Annotated in this window: 18 protein-coding genes and 1 pseudogene; all 19 read right to left on the bottom strand. The window is 45.4% G+C overall.

The window, feature by feature from the left end; all coding sequences use genetic code 11:
* Positions 1-49 precede the first annotated feature (49 nt).
* A complete protein-coding gene (locus ACQ5BJ_RS02245) occupies positions 50-1249 on the bottom strand; it encodes an FAD/NAD(P)-binding oxidoreductase (protein WP_278000068.1) in 1200 nt (399 codons plus the stop codon).
* Between the two features lie 705 nt (positions 1250-1954).
* Complete coding sequence (locus ACQ5BJ_RS02240; RefSeq protein WP_289355494.1) at positions 1955-3175, bottom strand: MFS transporter; 1221 nt, start codon at positions 3173-3175, stop codon at positions 1955-1957.
* Positions 3172-3945 (bottom strand): DeoR/GlpR family DNA-binding transcription regulator, encoded by a 774-nt coding sequence (locus tag ACQ5BJ_RS02235; protein ID WP_430108199.1) that lies wholly within the window; start codon positions 3943-3945, stop codon positions 3172-3174. Before ACQ5BJ_RS02235 ends, ACQ5BJ_RS02240 begins: the two co-directional genes overlap by 4 nt.
* 165 nt (positions 3946-4110) lie before the next feature.
* Positions 4111-4188, bottom strand: a pseudogene (locus tag ACQ5BJ_RS02230) (hypothetical protein); the annotation flags it as partial.
* Positions 4189-4361: 173 nt separating this feature from the next.
* A complete protein-coding gene (locus ACQ5BJ_RS02225) occupies positions 4362-5819 on the bottom strand; it encodes an amidohydrolase family protein (protein WP_430108197.1) in 1458 nt (485 codons plus the stop codon).
* A gap of 144 nt (positions 5820-5963) precedes the next feature.
* Complete coding sequence (locus ACQ5BJ_RS02220; RefSeq protein WP_430108194.1) at positions 5964-7112, bottom strand: chitinase; 1149 nt, start codon at positions 7110-7112, stop codon at positions 5964-5966.
* A 284-nt stretch (positions 7113-7396) separates the two neighbouring features.
* Positions 7397-8629 carry a DUF4179 domain-containing protein gene (locus ACQ5BJ_RS02215; RefSeq protein WP_430108192.1) on the bottom strand — a complete coding sequence of 411 codons (1233 nt, stop codon included), beginning with the start codon at positions 8627-8629 and terminating at the stop codon, positions 7397-7399.
* Positions 8604-9188, bottom strand: a complete 585-nt coding sequence (locus ACQ5BJ_RS02210; RefSeq protein ID WP_005550947.1) for an RNA polymerase sigma factor — start codon at positions 9186-9188, stop codon at positions 8604-8606. The genes ACQ5BJ_RS02215 and ACQ5BJ_RS02210 overlap by 26 nt, the downstream gene beginning before the upstream one ends.
* A 170-nt stretch (positions 9189-9358) precedes the next feature.
* Positions 9359-10546, bottom strand: a complete 1188-nt coding sequence (locus ACQ5BJ_RS02205) for a DUF4179 domain-containing protein (protein ID WP_430108190.1) — start codon at positions 10544-10546, stop codon at positions 9359-9361.
* Positions 10515-11111, bottom strand: a complete 597-nt coding sequence (locus ACQ5BJ_RS02200) for an RNA polymerase sigma factor (protein WP_430108188.1) — start codon at positions 11109-11111, stop codon at positions 10515-10517. The genes ACQ5BJ_RS02205 and ACQ5BJ_RS02200 overlap by 32 nt, the downstream gene beginning before the upstream one ends.
* Before the next feature lie 205 nt (positions 11112-11316).
* On the bottom strand, positions 11317-12309 hold the full coding sequence (locus ACQ5BJ_RS02195) for a DUF4179 domain-containing protein (RefSeq protein ID WP_430108186.1): 993 nt from the start codon (positions 12307-12309) through the stop codon (positions 11317-11319).
* 29 nt (positions 12310-12338) lie between these two features.
* Complete coding sequence (locus ACQ5BJ_RS02190; RefSeq protein ID WP_430108184.1) at positions 12339-13322, bottom strand: DUF4179 domain-containing protein; 984 nt, start codon at positions 13320-13322, stop codon at positions 12339-12341.
* A gap of 170 nt (positions 13323-13492) precedes the next feature.
* Entirely contained in the window at positions 13493-13789 is a 297-nt protein-coding gene (locus tag ACQ5BJ_RS02185) for a GNAT family N-acetyltransferase (RefSeq protein WP_430109409.1), read from the bottom strand.
* Between the two features lie 97 nt (positions 13790-13886).
* A complete protein-coding gene (locus ACQ5BJ_RS02180) occupies positions 13887-16640 on the bottom strand; it encodes a cytochrome P450 (RefSeq protein WP_430108181.1) in 2754 nt (917 codons plus the stop codon).
* A 107-nt stretch (positions 16641-16747) separates the two neighbouring features.
* On the bottom strand, positions 16748-17308 hold the full coding sequence (locus tag ACQ5BJ_RS02175; RefSeq protein ID WP_268600026.1) for a TetR/AcrR family transcriptional regulator: 561 nt from the start codon (positions 17306-17308) through the stop codon (positions 16748-16750).
* Between the two features lie 159 nt (positions 17309-17467).
* The gene (locus ACQ5BJ_RS02170) at positions 17468-18268 is read right to left on the bottom strand and encodes an ABC transporter ATP-binding protein (RefSeq protein WP_289355485.1); all 801 of its coding nucleotides are present in this window, start codon (positions 18266-18268) and stop codon (positions 17468-17470) included.
* Positions 18269-18300: 32 nt separating this feature from the next.
* The gene (locus ACQ5BJ_RS02165) at positions 18301-18996 is read right to left on the bottom strand and encodes a FadR/GntR family transcriptional regulator (RefSeq protein WP_005550956.1); all 696 of its coding nucleotides are present in this window, start codon (positions 18994-18996) and stop codon (positions 18301-18303) included.
* 127 nt (positions 18997-19123) lie between these two features.
* The gene (locus ACQ5BJ_RS02160) at positions 19124-19843 is read right to left on the bottom strand and encodes an SDR family NAD(P)-dependent oxidoreductase (RefSeq protein ID WP_005550957.1); all 720 of its coding nucleotides are present in this window, start codon (positions 19841-19843) and stop codon (positions 19124-19126) included.
* A gap of 22 nt (positions 19844-19865) precedes the next feature.
* Positions 19866-21296 (bottom strand): PLP-dependent aminotransferase family protein, encoded by a 1431-nt coding sequence (locus ACQ5BJ_RS02155; RefSeq protein WP_268620285.1) that lies wholly within the window; start codon positions 21294-21296, stop codon positions 19866-19868.
* Between the last annotated feature and the right edge of the window lie 30 nt (positions 21297-21326).

Raw genomic sequence — 21326 nt, 5'->3', positions numbered from 1 at the left:
CAATTTTCATATAATCAATTCTCGTATGTTCGCACGTTGTACTACTTGCTCACATCCGGCCTTTGAGCATGCCGTGCCAATACATTTTTGGAAGCAGGTCTTTCTTTAGCACGTACATGCTGTACCGTTCCTTCGATTGATCGAAGGGGAACGTTTCTCGCGGTGTCAATTGATAATCGAATTCCGCCAAAATGAGACGGTTATATCCCGTTACGAGCGGACAAGAGGTGTATCCGTCATAGCTGGCATCAAGCGGTTGTCCTGCCAGCCAATTGATAATGTTGCGCGCCGCTACAGGTGCTTGCTTGCGGATAGCCGCCCCAGTCTTGGAAGTCGGCAGATTGCTGCAATCTCCAAGGGCGAACACATTTTCAAACCGCACGTGCTGAAGAGAGTGCTTATCGACTTCTACCCAACCGCCCGGGCCTGAAAGTGGACTGTTCTGAATAAATGATGGGGCGGACATGGGCGGTACGACATGCAGCATGTCATATTTCATGGTCTCTTGTTCTTTTGTATCGACATGCTCAAATACAGCTTCTCGCTTGTCAGCACGGATCTCGATCAGGTTCATTTTGTATTTGGTCGTAATCCCCTTGCGCTCCACAACTCGATCAAGCGCGGCTGCATATTTAGGAACAGCAAATATCGAAGCGTTCCCGGAAGCAAAAATAATGTTGGTTTTAGTCCTGACTCCCATCTGACGAAAAGCATCGTCAGCCAAATACATAATTTTTTGTGGCGCTCCCCCGCATTTGATAGGGGTACTTGGCTGAGTGAATATTGCATTGCCGCCACGGAATTGATGAATGGATTCCCACGTGCTATCCACGTAACGATAATCGTAGTTGCTGCATACCCCTTCTTGTCCGATGCATTCCTTGAGCCCCTTAATATGATCCCAATTCACTTGAATGCCCGCTGTGACGACGAGCGCATCATATTTGATGACTGTTCCCTCAGCAGTGACGATTTGATTCTCACTCGGTTGAAATTGGGCGACCGCTTCCTGCAGCCAGTCTGCTCCCTTAGGGATAAGCGATTGCAAGCTGCGACTTGTTGTCTCCTTTTTAACGACACCCCCTCCGACCAATGTCCATAAGGGCTGGTAGTAATGATTCTTCTGCGGATCAATGATTACAATAGATCCTTGAAACGCTTTTGATTGCCGCAGCAATCGTGCCGCAACCGATAATCCGGCACTTCCAGCTCCAACAATAGCGATGGTGTAGTGAAGCTGTATAGGCATCACTTTCCCTCCCTCATTACAAGTTCTATTTACAATGAACACAAGAAAGTAATGTGTAAATGCCCAAATCGTTAGGAAATTGTTCGTAAGCGTATTCAGATATTGCACCAATGGTCAAAATATATGGCTTAAGGAGCATTGCTATGATAATGAAAAAAGCAATTCCACCTTCATTGGTCGTATCCCCGTCAAGTAGACGGTTGAAAAAGAGTTAATTTAAACGGCGATCGATTCCCGGTATTCTACCGGTGATCGGTTCCTAATTATTTCTGTAACCGATCTAGGTTATAATAGGCGACGCATTCGCGAACAAGATATTCGACCTTAGATTCTATATTTGGCTTGGCTAAGTGCAGATTTTCAGTTTTGAGATGCGAGAAAAATGATTCTATACACGCGTTATTCAAGGCGGTTTCCGCGTCTTGAGTGGCTGCTTATAAGGTTCTGACTCGTAAGTTGTTTGCATATGTTTTTGAAGTGTGTGAAACCCCTGTGCGCAGTGCAGTATGTATGCGGAAATAACCGTAGAGTGGGTGTAAACAGCAGACATGAAAAATCCCCTCCGGTCAACAATGATTAATCCATGATATCATGGATTAATTTTCCATCGCCTACTACAAGGGGATAATAACACATAATCGAAGATAGGAACTGCTTTTTCTTTAAACTTTCACAAATTATCCTAAAGTGTGTAACACAACAGAATTATGATTCTTCACACAACGTTGCTTCCCGTTGTTCTTGCTTGAAATGTCCGGGACGTGCTGCCAGCCCTTGTAGCTGCTTCGAAGCGAACACAATGAGCAGCATGACAAGCATAACAGCAAAAAATAGCCACATGACAGCATGTACTGACCATATATCCATCATTCTGCCGACAGCGATTGGCATGAGCGAACCGCCGAGTCCATTCGCTGCAAGCAATATGCTTGTTGTTCGCTCTGTCATACCAGGCAATGCTTTATTTGCATAAATAAGCATAATTGCGAACATGCCAGCCATGCCCAACCCTAGCAGGAAGCTAATTAGGTAGCCGACCCATGCGTGTGAGCTGAAAGGCATCAGCAGCAGTGCGAGCACACTAATGGTTGTGGACATCCATAAGAAGCGATAATAGGTTAGCTTCTCAGCAAGAATTCCGCACATTGCACGTCCTATAACCATAGCCAGCCAATATACCGTAACCGTTAATGTTGCATCAGAGGTTGCAACACCCCATCTCTCAATAAAAATGGATGGAAAGAAGTGAACAACAGACACCTCGCTCCCCCCATAGAGCATGAAGTATAATGTGCATAAAATAAGGAAAGGAATGGACTTCCTTGAGTAAGATTTACGTTTGGGTTCAGAGCCCTTATTTACTGTCCGCGTCAACATGGCATCGACATGGCCGAACGACATCCGCTGCCAAGCGATTGCAGTAAGAAGTGCACTTATGCCGAGCAGAAGGAAAGAGTAAGTCCATATCCCGCGTGCGATTAAGAAGCTTGCCACGAATGGTATCGTCAAGGCGCCGATGCCGAAAGTAACCTCCAGCTTGCTCATCGCGATGGCTTGCTTCTCTTTGACAGCGACAAGGATAATTGTACCGATGCCTGACTCCACAAGCCCCGCTCCCGCTCCCGCAAATCCAGCTAACAAAATAACGACTGGCCATGGCGGGAGGAAAAACAGCAGCAGCTCGGCGCTAATCATCAGCAATCCGATCATTACTCCCCGCTTTCGACTGAACCTTCGAGAAATAGCTGGCATACTGAGAACGCCGAGCAGCACGCCGACAAATTGGACAAATACGAGTATTCCGCCGTCCGTATAATTCAAGCCATAGTTCAGAAGCAGTTCAGGAAGAACTGCGCCCATCATGACAAGTGTTACCCCAGTTACTATGTACGATAGACATCCCATCCAAATCAATCTGTTAATCATGGTGCACCTCTTTTGTTAGCAATGATAATTTCAACGCCTATTTCATTTACATGACGCTGCCAATCCGTATCTGGCTCACGATCTGTGACGATAAAGTCTATATCTTCTAAGCCGGCAACACGATGGAACATCGTCTTGCCGAACTTGGAGTGGTCAGCAAGGATAATGACTTGGTCCGCGTTGCGAATCACTTGCCTAATGAGATACGTCTCTTCTTCAAAGTCGGTCGTCAGTCCATTCATAGACAATCCGCAAGTGCCAAGGAACGCCTTGTCGAAGTGATAATCGCTCATCATCTCTATCGCCCGCGATCCATAAATCATGCGTTGATTATTGTCCAGTAGACCGCCAAGCAGCTGAATACGAGCCAAATTCCTTTCTGCCAACATGCCGGCCATATCAATCGAATTGGTAACGATAACATTCCGCTTCGTCTTCATGTATTCTCCAACATATCTTACCGTCGTGGATGAATCCATATATATGTAATCGTCGTCATGAAGAAGACTTGCAGCAACGTGCCCGATCATCTGCTTAGACGTCGTCTCTTTCTGCAGACGCTGACCGTAATTTGGCATCTCCTTCGATATGGTAGGCAGGACGGCACCGCCCCGTGTTCGAATGATGCAGCCTCGTTCTTCGAGCTTGATTATGTCCCTTCGCGCAGTATCTCGCGATATAGACAGCAGTTCGCATACTTGTTCAACTTCAATGCGCTTGTTCCTCTTTAGGTGCTCTAAAATGGCAGCCAAGCGTTCTTCTTGAAACATGAACTCTCCCCTATCCCTTTAAGTAAAGTTAAGCATTGTTAAGTGATGTTAAGCGATATTTTTGATTATAAGCAATAGCTGGCAGGTGTCAATAGGAGAAGCGACGCAGTTGAACGAACATAAAAAAGGAGTCCTGATAGCTCAGAACTCCTCGTCTCACTTGATTTAGGATGTAAGCTGCCACAAAGCTGGGGCGTTGGACGGTTTCCCCCCTGGCAATGAAGTATGCGCTTGTCGGCATAAGTAAGTCCTTTATGAGTAAGTCTTTCCTGCATAAGTAACTTCGTCGTTGGCCTTATAGCAGTTTGGGTAATTAATCCACAAAAACAACCCGTAAAGGTTGAATCCTTTTAGGTTCAGGCTTTACGAGTTGAACATAGCGATAGTAGTACGTGACACGTACCACGTACCACAGTTTATTTCTGATTGCGAGAGAACTCCTTACTAATCGGGTACGTTTTGAGCTTTTTGAGAATCGCTGTCCGATCGATTAGATGCCCATTCATGACGACCGCATGGATTTGAGTTGTGTTGCGGATATCTGCGAGCGGATTCGCGTCTAGCAGGACGAGATCGGCTAGCTTTCCTACCTCTACCGTGCCCTGCTTATCCTCATTTTCCAAATAGCGAGCCGGATTAATCGTGGCAGCCTGAAGGGCTTGCAGCGGACTTAGTCCCGCTTTGACTAGCAGTTGAAGTTCTTCATGTAGGCTAAAGCCGTAATATAGATTTTGCATCATGTAAGTAGAATCAGTGCCAGCCATAATCGGTACCCCAGCCTTATTCATTTTACGAACTAATTGCAAATTGTTCTGTTCCAGTTCCTGATGGATAGCAGCCCCTCTTTTATCCTTGTGCCAATTTTCTATTAATGCTGCCCACTTCTTTTGAACAGCAGGTTCTAAGAAGCGCACTCTTTCATCAGGCACCTGCTTATTTAAGCTTGTCACCGTTACAAGTGTAGGAACCTGCCAAGTTTCGTTCCGTTTAAAGATCTCAAACAGCGTTCCGGCTTCTTTTGCATCATAATGCTTTGCAGCTTTATTTTCGTATTCAAGATACAACAACTGATCGTTATTAATAATACCCGCTTTTGTTTTCTTAACAAGGCTGTTGAAAATACCTGATTTCTTTGATGCTGTAGCAATATGCATCCCATGCAAATGCTCGAAGCTCCTCATACCGTCGTTAGAAGCTTCATCTGCACGTACAGTAAATGGTAAATGACCACTAACCGAAAGTTGCAGCTTCTTTGCTTCCTCCATAGCCACAGCATACAGGTCTTTAGGTATGTGGGAGTACATTTTAATTTGATCGATCTTATATGTCTTCAACTGTTGTACAGCTTTACGAACCGCTGCTTTATTTTTTAAACTATAGTGATGCGAAGGAACCTCTTTATTTGGTGATAGATTAATAACTTTACCAGAATGTACAATGCGCGGAGTTACGATTCCCTGATTATTAATGCTGCGCGTCACTTGAACATGGTGGAGGCTAGAGCCCATCTCCCTAACACCTGTCACTCCGTTTGCTAAAAAATGAGGGACTGCATTATCCATGTAATTTTCCATATGGACGTGCATATCCCATAAACCAGGGATAAGATATTTCCCATTTGCTTTGATCACACGCGCATCGTTAGGAACATCAACGTCAACCGTATCAGCTACTGCTGTAATTTGGTTGCCCTGAATGACAACCGACTGATTTGGTTTCAGCTTGCCTGTCTTCACATCCACAATGGTGACGTCCTGCACAATTAAACAATTCTTAATATTTGGATTTGGTGGTTCTATTAAGGAAAAGGCAGGCTGGGCCAACATTCCCGATAGAACGATTACAATCAACATGATGACACTGTTCTTAAACAATTACAATCACCCTTTACTCTAATGTGTAGCACATCAATCAGATGGCTCTCAGGATGAATATACTTGTTCATTGTCATACGGCATAGTGACGAAATGTCATATGATATTTCATCGTATTACGCTATCTCGTTTCCAACATTTTAATTAAATTTTGCCCTTTGGAAGCGACGGAGTTAGTGCATCCAGATACGAGCGGTGACTATTGGAGAACTCGAAGTTATTGAACTTATCCCAGTTTACTGACCAGGTCATCAGTCCGCGGAAATTCGGATATCCCGTTGAACTGCCGCGCGTTGTGTAGCTTGGCAATTGCACGCCCTTAATAAGCGCATCAAGCGCCTTTTGTACCTCTGCAACTGTTGTGAAGCCGCCTCCTGCATTTGCATTAGCAGGTAATCCAAGCACGACCTGATCCTGGCGCAGCGCTGGGAAGAAGTTGTTTGGATTTTTGGCAACCGGGAACCCAGTTAAGAGCATGTCGGCCATCGCAACATGGAAGTCGGCATTTCCCATCGTATGATACTGATCATCCAGGCCTGTAATTGGGCCAGAGTTGTAATTCTGTACCTGAAGCCAATCCAGAATATCGCGTGTTGCATAGATGACAGGCAGATATGCTCCTGCACGACTGTCGCAGCTAATGCAGCTTCCGCCATAAAAGGTATATCCGAGCTGTACGAAGAAGGTTTCGGGCGCCATTGTAAGATAGAAGTTATCGGTTCCAAAGTGATTATTAATTGTACGGAGAGCTGCAATGAGGTTGGCGATAACTGGAGTGGTGGGATTTTTGAAATCACTGTCGCCAGCGTTCAAATAGAGGGAATGTCCTTCGAAGTCCACATCAAGTCCGTTGAAGCCATATTTCTCAATGATCCCAATAACCGAATTGACGAAATTATCTCGGGCTCCGGCGTTTGGGAGTTGAACCTGCCCATTCTGGCCCCCGATAGAGATAATGACTTTCTTGCCTTGGCTCTGCAAGTAAGCGACATCAGCCTTGAAGTCGGCATCCGAATAATTGTAAGGCGTGAAGCCGATTGTACCATTCGTGACGCCAGACGTTGGTTCTGCGAAGGAGACGTTAATGACATCGAACTTAGGAGATACGTCACGGAGCTTGATGAACCCGGAGCCATTATCGAAGTTGTGCCAGTAGCCTACAATCGTCTTGCTGGATACGGCAGCTTGAGCTTGCGGCGCCCAGAGTACCAGGCCTTGCAGGAGCAACAATGCTAGAGCAGCATGTAAGACAATCATCCATTTTCTGTGGGATGTATTCCCTGTGCGTAACATACGTAATCATCCTCCTATAATCCATAATGATAGCGCTTGCAATTTGTTGATAAAAGATTCGGTTATCCCTCCTATTTCATGACCGGACTTATGACACAACACCTGCATGAGCATCTACAAGGCTCTGTGCGGCTCAGCCTTACAACATCATTATCTAGAAAAGAGGGGCTGATCATAAGGGATAAATTGCAATAAAAGAGGGAGAAATCCCTCTATATGCAAAAATGAGACAGGGCCGATCTCTTCCCCATGATTTCATGGTTCGTAGTGCCGACCCTGTCTATTTATCTTTTCGATTGCGGAATTGGGATCGTAACCTCAAGATTTTTCCAATACGTTCGATCTCCATAATCTTTCTTATCGGTTCGTTTCATACTAAAGTGCTTGTTACTTATTGTAAAGTTATAAGGTTTGATTGTGATCGATTTCGATTTCATCCCTACCGGCGCATACCAATCATTAAGGTGATACTCGGTTTTTGGCAGAGCAGGCGTATAGATGAGTTTGGATGGGCTTAGTACACGCCCTTGATCATCCACTATCTCATAGTACATTCTGCTTGCATGATGATCCCCCGATTGTTCCGAAGAGGCCGGAACAGGGCCCATGCTGTCCAGCACTAGACGAGTGGATACAGGAGAGATGTCAAGCTGCTTGACCGTATACGAGAACTTGCCGTCTGACTTGGTCACATTCGGCTTCAGAATAATAGCTCTGTTCTCAACCTTCACTGGAATTTTGAATTCATACGTTTCCTTGATCTGTGTTACTGTCGTTCGAACAGTCAGCTCAAATTCATCCGGCAATGTCGCGACATGCCTGAATTCCAATTTATAGATCGGCTTGTGTGTATCATCCATCATATAATTTTGAAGATGGCCAGAGGATTTGATAGGCTCACCGTTGATTAGAACTTTCGGGTCTCGAACATATCCCTTGGTCTGTTTTTCAACAGGAGTAGCGAAGGCTTCCACGATATGATCGTTTACCCCTTTGTATTTTTTAACGATCTTTTTCATTTCCTCTTCCGATATACCCTCAAAATATGGAGAACCAATATACTCAGGCAAATTTTTGCCCTCACGCTCAATACGAATGGACAAGCGCGTGCCGTCAAATAATACTTCACTCACCCTTAGCGTAACTCCATCATGCGTAATGCTGATGTTTGGCGTTGATATAATTCCCCGTTCAATCGCTGCGAGAACTGCATCTTCACTCGTCTCGGAAAAAAGCAGCCCGATAACCGGGACTTTTTTCAAAGCTTCCGCCATTGTTGGAGATATATATCCGACTCCAATGAGTCCTATGCCGATAATTGCAGCAGCAGAAGCAATGAATAGTGATCTCTTTATCCAGTTGGGCTTATCCTTAAATTTTTGCTTTCCTGCGGTTTCCCTTTGTTCAATTATATTCATAATTTCATCGCTTCGGCTGTTGGTCAGCGACGAGTCTCTGATCATGTTTTCGATAGCATCTATTTCAGCGTATTTATTTTGATGGGACATAGGTTCCATGGGCATTATCTCCTTTTTGACAAGTACGTTCCATCAGCTTCGTACGTAATCGCTCATATTTCTTGCGTATTGTGGCAGACTTGATACCCATAATTTCACTAATTTCCTCAAAGGTGTACTGCTCCACCGCCTTAAGCAGCAAAATATGCCGCTCTTCAGCCGTCAGATAGGTCAGCAGTTCACTGACTAGCGTTTCATGTTGGGAGAATTGCCGCTCCGATTCCCGTTCTTTACACTGTTCAATCATGCGAAACCATCGGCTTCTTTTCTTCTTCACATTCACTAAATGGTGATAAGCTACCTTATAAAGCCAAGCGGAGAAGGATGCTTGCCTCTTGTATTGATGCAGATTATCAAAGGCGCGGATAAAAATCTCTTGTACGGCATCTTCCGTCTCGGCATGATTTTTTAAAATATAATAGCAATATGTATACATCGGTCGTTCATATTGGTCGAGTATCTTTCTATACGCCTGTTTATCTCCTGCTTGGACTTGTATGATAACTGCTTCTATATCTATACAATTTGCTTCTAATCCCTCGGCAGTAATGGACTGCAAGAGCTCAGCCCCTTTCAAACTTCATTTTTTTAATGTCTACAATTAGGACAAGCCATTTCATGGCATGAATTTTAGGCAATGTAAATTTGGAAGAGCAGAGCAAACACATAGAGAGGGTCGCCCCCTCGCCATGAATTCATGGAGTTGAGAAACTTCCCTCTACATAAAAATTAATCCTGAATGGGAATGGTGAGTTCAAGATCTTTCAAGTATGTTCGATCCCCTTGACTCGTTTTGCTTAACCCCTTCACGATGAATCCTTTGTTGTAAATTGTAAGCGTGAACGGCTTAATCGTGATGGACTTCGGTATACCTTCAACAGGCAGGTATAGTTCATCAACATGATATTCGGTTTTGGGCTTTGCATGAACATAACCGAAGATTCGCGGCTCAATGACGCGTCCCTGGTCATCTAGCATCTCATAATAGACATGGCTGGCGTGATATTTGCCGGTTTGCTCCGGCGTTGCCGGAACAGCGCCTTTACTATCCAGAACGAGCCTAGTGGACACAGGCGAAAAGTCGAGCTGCTTGACCGTGTAAGAGAATTTGCCATCGGATTTCGTCATATTCGGCTTGAATACAATGGATTTATTCTCAACCTTCACCGGAACCTTGAATTCGAACGTTTCCTTCACTCCGGTGACATTCAGTTTCATGCTCAGCTCAAACTCATCGGGCAAATTCAGACCCTCCGTATATTCGATACGATAAGCAACATCCTCTAAAGGATAGTCTCCAAAACTGGCTGATCCGTATTGAAAAGGCTGTCCATTTACAAGAATAATGGGAAGCGTGATATACCCCTTTTCCTTTTCTTCCTCAGGCGTCTTTTTTAATTTCTCTCGTTTATTCCCTTTTAATTGCTGAGTATCATTATCCATAATATATGAACTGATGGTGCTTTGGGGCAAATTATCCCCCTTGCGCTCGATAAGAATCGACAAACGAGTGCCATCGTACAGAACCTCAGCCAATTTCAAGGTAATTCCATCGTGAGTCACGCTCAGATTAGGCTGTGTTACAATACCGCGGTCAAACGCCAGTTGTGCAGATTCCTCGCTTATATCCGCAAATAATTGTCCGATCATAGGTACTTTTTTCAGGGCTTCTGCCATTGCCGGTGATACATACCCCATAGCGATGATTCCCGCTCCCAATACTAACGTAATAGAAGCAACTAAAACAGTTTTCTTCCATACATTCGGCTTACGCGAAAATTTTTGTGTTCTTGACCAGCCTGCTTGTTCAATGTGATTCATAATTTCATCGCTTCGGCTATTAGGCAGCGACGAATCACGAATCATTTGCTCGATTCCATCCATTTCAGCGTAATCCGTGCGCTGCATATGCTCCATGGACCTTCTCTCCTTTTTTACAAATGCGATCCATTAATTTTGCGCGTAATCGCTCATACTTTTTGCGCACAGTAGCAGGCTTAAGGCCCATAATTTCACTAATTTCCTCAAAGGTATACTGTTCTACTGCCTTTAAAAGCAAAATATGCCTCTCTTCAGCAGTGAGATAGGTCAACAGTTGACTGACTATCGTTTCATGCTGGGAAAAGGCAATCTCTAAATGCTCATTCTGCTTCTCAACCTGCTTAATTAGATTGAGCCATCGGATCTTCTTTTTCTTTAAATTGATCAAATGGTGATAGGCGACTTTATAAAGCCAGGCGGAAAAGGAAACCCGCCTATTATATTGATATAAATTTTCATAGGCACGGATAAATATTTCCTGAACGGCATCTTCTGTTTCTGCATGATTTTTTAAAATATAGTAACAGTATGTATACATCTGACGTTCGTAATGTTGCAGAATTACTCTGTATGCCTGCTTATCACCGGATTGTACCTGCGCTACAACCTCTTCAATATTCATAGGTTTCACAACTCGTTCCCCAGAGATGTCGGATTGCAAGAGCTTAACTCCTTTCATGTTGACTTATTATATATAACAATCGGAACAGGCGGTTTTGTGACAGGCATTCTAAATTTTTTTTATTTAGGCAAAATAAAAAGACATTTACCGCAATCATCATCTGATGATATGCGAGTAAATGCCTGTTAATAGGCAGTTCCAGTCAAAGCCTTCGCCGTTTTAGAAATCCCCTGCTATTACTGTATTATCGATTGATCGGTATCGTAACTTGTAAATCCTTCAAATAGGTTCTCTTTCCTTCACTGCCCTTCAGTTTTGCTCCGAGAATGCTCCAATCCTTGCTATTCACCGTATACGTATATGGTTTGATCGTGATGGATGTCACCTTGTCGTCAATCGGAAAGTAGAATTGATCAACATGGTACTTGGTTTCCGGCTTTTTATTGAAAAATCCAATCATTTCTTGATTTATTTCCTTCCCTTTGTTGTCGACAAGCTCATAATAGACCTTGCTTGCATGATACTTCCCGGATTGCTCGGCAGAAGCAGGAACCGGCCCTTGGCTGTCAAGGATAAGTCGGGTAGATAACGGCGACAGTACAAGCTGCTTGACGGTATAGCTGAATTTCCCGGACGTTTTAGTTGCTTCGGGCTTCACGACGAGCGGCTTGCTTTTCAACTCGATAGGCATCTTGAATTCAAATGGTTCACTAACCTTTGTAACTTCAGCTGTAATCGCAAGCTCGAATTTTTCGGGCGCTTTGACACCTTTTGCGTAATAATAAAATTCATCTTTAGGATCAGAGTGACTGCCAGTGGTCTGTGTTATCGGCTGTCCATCGACTAACACCTTCGTCCCCCACTTTATGTAGCCCTTTAGCTGATCCTTCTCAGGAACGACATTTTTTTTGATATGCTCATTATTTGGATTTCTCTTTAGATCATCCATGCTGTAATATGGGGACAAGGTACGTTCCAGATTCGCTCCTTCTCGCTTAATTAAGAAGGCCAATGTTGTACCATCGTAGATAACCTCGGCCAAAGTCAAGGTGATTCCGTCATGAGTGACACTCAAATTAGGCTTGTACAAGTAACCCTGCTCGATTGCAGTCATTTCATTGATGCGTTTGTCTAGTTTCGATGCTGCCGCTGCGGGCATACTGGAACCGATTGTCCCTATGCCAAGCAGTGCTGCCACGGATAAGGCGACGATTGCCGTTTTTTTGAATGGTTTCATTTCTATCAATCTTCCCTTCTAGTTGTAAATCATTTTTGTGTTATCGTTTTGATTGGAATCGTGAGCTCCAAGTCTTTCAAATAGGTTTTCTTATTCGTCATTTTCCCGTTGCTCCCCTTCTCTTCGAGGATAGCCCAGTTTTTGCTGTTAATCGTATACGTATATGGCTTGATCGTGATAGATGTCGCCTTATCGTCCATCGGGTAGTAGAATTTATCGATATGATACTTGGTTTCCGGCTTTTTATTGAAAAACCCAATCATTTCAGGCGCGATCTCGTTGCCGTTGTTGTCTAATAACTCATAATAAACCTGACTTGCATGGTACTTCCCGGATTGTTCGGCAGAAGCAGGAACCGGCCCTTGGCTGTCAAGGATAAGTCGGGTAGAGAACGGCGACAGCACAAGCTGCTTGACGGTATAGGTGAACTTCCCGGAAGTTTTCGATGCATCAGGCTTCACGACGAGCGGCTTGCTTTTCAACTTCACTGGCACCTTAAAATCAAAAGCTTCCTTCACTTTCGTCACTTCGGCCTTAATCGAAAGCTCGAATTCGTCAGGGAGCTTCACACCTTTTGCAAAATATTGCAGACTCTTGTTTGCTCCATTTGTCTCAGTGTTGCTGAAGGTAATTGGTTTGCCATCGGCAAGCACCTCACAATCTGGCTTGATGTAGCCTTTGATTTTCTCTTTCTCCGGGTCGGAGGTAAAGGGAAAATCCAGATTCGCCCCTTCTGGACGCAATGCGAAGGATAATGTTGATCCATCGTAACGAACGTCGGTCAAAGTTAAGGTAATCCCGTCATGCTTGACACTCAAATTAGGCTTGTAAAGGTAGCCTTGCTCGATAGCAGCCTTTTCATTGAAGCCATCTATCCTCGGTGCTGCCGTTGCGGGTATGCTGGAGCCGATTGTTCCTATGCCAAGCAGTACTGCTGTAGAAGTGACAATGATGGATTTTTTGATCAAACTAAGCTTGTCATTCGATTGATGATTTCCCTCTTTACGGATCATTCTGTTTCACTACTCCAATCTCTCTTGTTTTATAACTGCTGTTTCTACTCTATATAACAATTTCAAATCGGCTATTTGTGACAGGATATAACAATTACAGACGAATATTTTGTGACAGGGACCTTACTATTATACGAACTGTAAATCTGGCCACAAAAAAACGAGCCCAATCAGCTCGTTCTTTGTCCATATTCGTCTTTTACTAATCCATAGAATGCTAAATCGTGATATTGCCCGAATCGACACATATGTTGCTTGAGTGTTTCTTCATAGTTGAGTCCAATCTTCTCCATGATTCTCCACGATCCAGGATTGGAGGTGTATGCTTCAGCGAATATTTTTTGAAGTTTAAGCTGTTCGAACCCATAAGGTAGAGTCGCTTGAGCCGCCTCTGTACCATATCCTTTGCCCCAGTATGGCTTACCAATCCAGTATGCTAGTTCTCCTCGGTTATGAAATGCTGAGATGTTGATATTCAGGGCATCGTGTACAACCCATGACTTTTATCTGATGATACCGCTTAGCAGCAGCTTTTTATTGTTCTATAGGTTGATCTATCTTTATTTAGATATGCTGAACAGCAAGGTTCTCTGCTTGTATGAAAATAAGGATATCGTCTCCCGGATTGCAAATGGATAAGTAGGCGGAAGTGAGCTCGTTGTTGTGTTCCATCTTTCTTTGATTAGACGCGGCTTCATTGTAATCGATTACGATACTCGGCTGTTGAGAAGTGGGTTCTGAATCAATGCCGATTGGATAATAGCCAGGTTGGAGAGGCGACAAGAGCTGCAAATACTTGTTGAATGGCAGTTCGCATGCTTCATAGGTTTCGAGCAAATGCAGCATGGTGATGCGTTTGGTCAGGATGTGCTCGCGGTAAGCCTTCTCATCTAGCAGTGCTTCTAGCTCTCGCTTGTGCGGCGGACATCGCGTATAAGCCGCTAATTCCCGAAGCTGTGCAGGTGTTGCAGGCTCTTGTAATTGAACACAGTAGCGAAGCAGATCTTGTATAGAGACGGATCGGTCTAGTGGAAAATGGTCAGCCTCATTATGTCCGTTCGCAGTTACGAAAAGTTGGTCATTTTCTTGCAGTTGGAACCGCCTTACCACTCGCTCGACAATCGCTGGGCTGTTGACCGGCAGTACGCCGAGCAAATCCCCTTTCTTGTACATTATTCCGTGTGGCAGCGCAACCTCGATCTGCCTCGTGCACGTCTTGTAGCTTGTCATATGCAGTACTCGATTATGTTGTACGACAGCTAAGAACGCGTCATGCTTTCGAACAAGCGGGATCGCTGATAGTCTGCTTACAACTTGAACGTGAATCGCGCTTTGTGTTTGATCCCTGTCATCCGACGAATTGTCCTCTTCAATGCCGAGAGTCTGCTTTACATTGACCCACATCGTATCTTTCCATGTATGAACCAGCTGCTCGAACTCCCCTCCTGCATCTGCCTCGCCTCGCTGTACAAGCCTCTTGCCGCCTGCTCGTTCCAACTGCTCGTCGATAAATTTAGGTACACTTTGGTACGTATTCGCCCAATTGCGATCCCCACACCCCAATACCGCATACTGCACACCTTCGAGTTCTCCAGGCTGCGTCTCCTCCAGCCATTTTACAAACGCTGCTCCATTTTTCGGCGGTCTTCCGTTATAGGATGCGGTCACAATAAGAACAGCACCCTCCTTCGGCAGTCTGCCAACATAATCATGGAGCGGAGCTGCCTCACTTCGGAATCCGTAAAGGCGAGCTTGATTGACGAGCTGATGTGCAAGCCCTTCTGCCGTTCCTAAGTTCGAGCCGTATAAGACAAGCAGCGGTGTAAGATGGGCAGAATTTATTAGAGCACGATCATCAGGTGCTGATTCATCTTTATTCGTTGAACTGTGTTGTTCCGCCTCATTCTGTACAATAGAAGCTGCACCCGTCGTCATACTCGCGACCTGCTTATGATCACGCAACTGTACGCGCATTTGAAAATCTCCCGGCTTCAAAGTTAAGGTCTGCTTCACATTCAATTGGTAATTTAAATGGTCGATCAAGTTGAAATGTTGGAGGATCATACCGAGAACTAACATCGCTTCGTATAGGGCAAACTGCATGCCGATACAGGCTCGCTCGCCGTTGCCGAACGGCTTGTAGGCATGATTCGGTACCTTGGCAGGATCCGCGAATCGCTCGGGACGGAATTCATCGGCATCCTCTCCCCATGCCTCCTTGTCACGGTGCAGTTGTGGTAGGAGCACGCTGACATTGTCCCCTTTGCGCACCTGATACTTGCCGCCGATAACGGTGTCCTCCCTTGCATAGAGGTCAAATCCCGGTGCAGTCGGCCATAAGCGGAGCGATTCATTCAGTATCATACGGATATACTTCAGTTGAAGCACTTGTTGATAGGTCGGGAGCGGGCTTACCAGTACCTGTTCCACTTCTTCATAGGCTTTTTTCAATGCTTGTGGATGCTTGAGTAAAAAGTAAAGCGCGAAGGATAAGAGGCCGCTCGTCGTTTCATGGCCGGCAATAAGGAAGGTAATGATCTGATACCGGATGTTTTCATCATCGAGCCCCTCTCCTGTGTCAGGGTCTATCCCGTTCAACATGCGAGAGAGCAAATCAGTTTCCCCTTGATTTCCTTGTGCTTTCCGTTCCTCAATGATTTTGTCGACTAATGTAAACATGGTATCGATATCCGATTGAAATTGTCGTTTTGTTTTGACCATGAAGAAGTTTTGAATCTTCAGGCGGGAGCTTTTTTGCATTGCTTCATTCAGCGCCCGCACCATGCTAACGATAAAGGGGCTGTGATCTTGCCGATAGAAGCTGTTGAATCGATAATTAAAACCGCATATTCCAATCGTATCGAGGGTGAGACGGGTCATGTCGTCAGGCACATCAATGCTTTCGTTCGGATTGAGGCGCGCCCACTTTTGGATCAACTGAAGCGCAATATCAAGCATCATGGGATGATAATCCTTCATGGCCTGCTTGCTGAACGTTGGCAGCAAAATATTGTGGGCTTTTCTCCAATTCGGCTCAGTCGTATGACTAGTAAATAACCCGTCTCCACTGAACGCCCTCACGAAGAGCAGATCATTGTACACATTCTTATCGAATCGGGTAATGTCGCAAACTTCCGCTACAAGCTTATGACCGGACACGACCAGACTCGTGAATCCGGGGAGCCTTAGCCGATATATTGGGCCGTATTGCTCTGCGAGCTTGCAGAGGGATAGCGTTGGCTGGTCGCTGTCCATAAGGGGCAAGTGGCCAAGCGGTCCATACGATTTTGGTTCAGGAATGAGTCCTGCTTCTCTCATATACAACATCCTCTCAAATGGATTGATACAAGATAACCATTGTCTATTTCCGCAAGTAAGTAGGAAGGTAGCGCTTCAGGGGGCAAAGTGGACAGTTACATGGAGGCTTAAGCGTTCACGCCGTTGTACAGTGTGTCCACAACTAGTTTTGCTGCGCCATTTTTGGCGATATTTCCTTGATGCACTTGCTGCCAAGCAAGGATGAGAAGTGAGTACAGCACATTGACAATCCAATCCGTGCTCATATCCTGACGCAGTTGTCCCTTATGTTGAAGTTGTTCGATGGATTGTCGTAAGCGCCGCAATATTTGCTCTTCTGCGGCAACCATCTCCTCATTGTAATACAGTGATGCATCTTGGGTCAGAAAGTGAATTTTGTCCCCTAATGGGATTAGCGCATCCACGAGCTGGGGAATGTACGCTTCATTGTTACTTTGCAAGCGCTCAAGCTGATCCATGGTCTCACCGACGACCTTAACGGCACGCAGACCGAGCTGGAGCATAAGCTGCTCTCTACTCTCGATATAACGGTGCAGTGTCGCGATGCCAATACCTGCATATTCGGCAATGTCATTCAACGAAGCAGTAGGCTTTTCGACTAAGATCTCTGTTGCCGCATCCAGAATCATATGGAGCTTCGCTTCTTTCGATGATCGCGTTTTGTTCATAGCAGTATCCTCATTTGTAGGATTTAAATTATAATGATAGATCTTTCTATCATTTGATATAATTTTAGATCATTTATTACGATATTTCAACACCTTTATCCAATTTTTACATTACAGGTTGCAAAATAAAAAAACGGGCATATTCGCCCGCTTTTATTATCACTTATTGTAATTAAGTTCGTTGGATAGCAATTGAAGAGAGTAGCGCTGGCCCAACTCCTGCCGCACCTCGATAGGCGAATCGAAAAATTCGCTTAGATGCGCTGAGGTTAGTTGATCGGCCGTATTGCCTGATGAAAATACAGTTCCTTGCTTAATAAGCAGCGTTTTGTTAAAGCAGGGCATAATCTCTTCGACATGATGCGTAACATAGATGAGCGTCGGAGCATCAGGCTCGCGTGCAATTGCTTGAATCATGTGGAGAAGATGATCACGAGCGAAGATATCGAGTCCCGTGCATGGTTCATCGAGGATGAGAAGCTTCGGTGAAGCCATCAGCGCTCGCCCTATGAGCACGCGCTGCCGCTCACCCTGCGATAATGTATCATAGGTGCGGTCAAGCAGCCGCTCGCACCCGAGCAGCCGGATTAAGGATAATGCCTTGTCCTCGTCAGCCTGCTCGATGTTCTCGTATATGCCGATCGAGGCGAATTTTCCGCTTAGTACGATCTTCTGCACCGTATCATGCCCATATAGCTTCTGCTGCAAAGAGGTGCTGACCCAACCGATTTGCTTGCGCAATTCACGCAGGTCGAACGTGCCGAATTGCTTTCCAAGGACAGAAACGCTCCCTGAAGTCGGCCAGATATAGCCGTTAATCATATTCAATAAGGTTGTTTTCCCTGAACCGTTAAGCCCAAGGAGGCACCAATGCTCACCTGGGTTTACCTTCCAGGATACCTGATCCAGAATCATCTTCTTGTCCCTCTTCCAGGCAACATCGCGAACATCTATAACCATAACTTCTCTCCTCTCCTATGTGTATCCGACAGTTATTTATTGCCTCTGCGGCCCTGTTGGGGCTCCAGATTAGCCATCGACAAGCGAACGGCTGTATCAGCGTCTCTGTTCGCAATCGCCTGCAGCAATTGATCATGCAGCTCCGATCGATCCTCATAATGCTGCGTGTCTACAATGAGATGGCTCAATTCACCGCGAAGCGCACTACAGAAGGCGCGGTACAGGTCAATTAGCACAGGATTGTGGCACGCCTCTGCAATTGAACAGTGGAATTCCACATCATGGTCTACATAGGCAGCGTAATTGCCAACCACCAGTGCCTTCTTTCGTTCTTCAAGAAGCTGCTTCATCCGCTCAAGCTCCTTGTCCGTGCGCCGCTCTGAGGCCAAACGCGCTGCCAGAGCATCCATCATGCTTCTTACTTCGGTAATGTGTGCGGTCTCCGCTCTAAGCAGACGCTGCTCCAACGAGTCAGAATCAGAGGGGCGTGAACGAACATACGTCCCGTCCCCTTGTCGAACTTCCAGCACACCGGCATGCACCAGAATCTTGACGGCTTCACGGATCGTCGAACGTCCTACGCCGAACATGTCCATCAGCTCCGGCTCGGTCGGCATGCGATCGCCAGGGCGATAGTGGTGGTTAAGCGCATCGTGCAGCTGTTCAAGCACTTGATCCACCAGTTTGCGGCGAGGGACGGCAGAAAACTTGGGTGCATTCAAATTCATCTGATCATCTCCTGTTATAGAGGAGTATATTCCTTTTTTTACAAATGTCAACGATAAATGAATATTGAATATGACCAAAATGTATAAAAAAAAACCGTGCAAGGCACGGTTGTGTATATCTTTTCGATTAAGCATTCGTATCCTGCATTGCAGGAATATCGATTTCCTTTACGCAGGCTGCTTTGGATAAGCCAATTATGCATGTAACCAGTGAAATGATGTCTTGTACGGGAATGCGGCTGCTGTCATAGGCTTTAAGCGCCTTCTCAGCTCCCTCTTCATAAGGAATTTCTGCGGCCAGTTCACCCGGATTAACGCAGGTAACGGCAATTTGGTCTTTACGAACATGCTCGCGCAGAGCATTTGCAATCCCGCGCAATCCAAATTTAGAAGCAACGAACGACACCTGTGAATTGTTAGTATGTTCTAATCCAGCTGTGGAGCCAATGAAAATGATTTTGCCTGCATCCGATTTTCGAAGGTTCGGCAGCAACGCTTGAATGCAAGTAATGGTTGACGTGATATTTACTTGAATAATGTTAGCGATATCCGCAGGTTCATCTTGTTCAAAATTGTAGTCGTCCTCAAACCCGTTCTGTTCCCATATCCCTACGTTATAAATCAATACATCTATGGCTGCATCCCCAATCGAATGCGCTATACTCGAGGCTGCTTCCTGCTGAGACAAATCCGCTTTCACCCATATTCGCTTCACCCCGTCGTCCACATCCAAGCTGTTCGGGCGATTGCGGGACACCACCCATACTTGATCCCCCTGCTGAGGCAAGCCTCTCACGAATGCGTCTCCTAATCCTTTACTTGCTCCGAAAATGATGAAGTTTTTCATTGTCCCCTTCTCCTTCCCATTTTTATTTCCTTTGGTATGACGGAAAATCGAATCGTGTTGCTAGCTGCTGCGCGAGTTGTGTTAACTGACGCATGCCCTCGCGTATTTGGATTTCGTTCATTAACGAATAACTGAGCCTCACCCAGGACTGATAGCCGTTATTGGGATCACAGATATGCCCGGGAACAAAGGAAAGCGAGTGCTGAAGGCTTTCTTGCAGCAGCATGCTCGCAGATATATGATTCGGCAAACGGAGCCATATGTTCAATCCGCCTTGCGGAGTTGTCCATTGCCAATCGATCGAAGCAGCCGACAGTTCTTCCTCCATTACGTCTCTGCGAATTTGCAGCGCGGTTCTCAATTTTTTTAGATGCTGCTGCATGCGCTCAGATTGAAAATAATGCAGGAATATCTTTTGTGTGACGAGCGGAGTCCCGTTGTCAGCCAGTGATTTGGCCGCAATTAACGGCTCAATCATCGATTTGCGGGCGAATACGGCACAGATGCGAAGTCCTGGAGCAACGTACTTGCTAAAGCTGCGCAAATAGACAACCCAGCCATCTGTATCATACATGAATAATGGCTGCGGCGGTCGTTCATGAAAATACATGTCATGAAATGCATCATCCTCAACAAGGACGCACCGATAACGTTCGGCTAATTCCACGAGCTGTTTGCGTTGGGACGCGGGAAGTATATATCCAGTTGGATTGTGGAACGTCGGATTCATATAGAACATCCTTGGACGATGCTGCTTCATCAGCCGTTCTATCGCTTCTAAGTCATAGCCTTCCGGCGTGAATTCAACTGGAATCAATCTCGCGCCTTGTCCTCGGAGGATGTCAATAGCAGCACTGTATGTCGGGCGCTCGACCAATACAGCATCAAGCGGCCGGATTAGAATTCGCGAGAGCAGATCAATTGCCTGCTGCGCCCCAGTCGTAATCACAATTTCGCCATTGTTCAGCTCTACTCGGTTGCTGCGCTTGAAGTATTGACATAATAGATCACGAAGCTCTTCATCGCCTTGCGGTGTGGAATAGTTCCCCATAAGCTTGGGGTAAATGTCGAATACTTTCTTGACGTAATCCGATAAAAACAGATTTGGAAGTAAGTTGGGGTCTATGATGGCCTGGGAAAACTGATACTCTACCGCTATTCTGTGAATGTCGGACAGTTGGCTGGTCACCTGCAATGCAGACACCCCATTGGGTGTATGATGAACCGCATCAGCAGCTGTCCCAGCACAATCCGGACATACATAGTAACCGGACTTCTCCTTTACATAAACCTTTTCATGCTGCTTCAGCAATTGGTAGGCTTTAAACACCGTCAATCGATTCACGTTAAGCTCTACAGCCAGAGAGCGAATCGAAGGGAGCTTGTCGTGTGCACCCCATTCGCCGCGTTCGATATTCGTTATGATGTAGTCGTATATTTGTTTGGATCGCATGGGTACATCTCCTATCTTCCTCAACCTCAT

Source organism: Paenibacillus sp. B1-35, assembly GCF_050474385.1.
Lineage (GTDB): Bacteria > Bacillota > Bacilli > Paenibacillales > Paenibacillaceae > Paenibacillus_B > Paenibacillus_B alvei.
The sequence above is the reverse complement of the archived record's forward strand: the minus strand, read 5'-3'. Positions and strand labels throughout refer to the sequence as shown.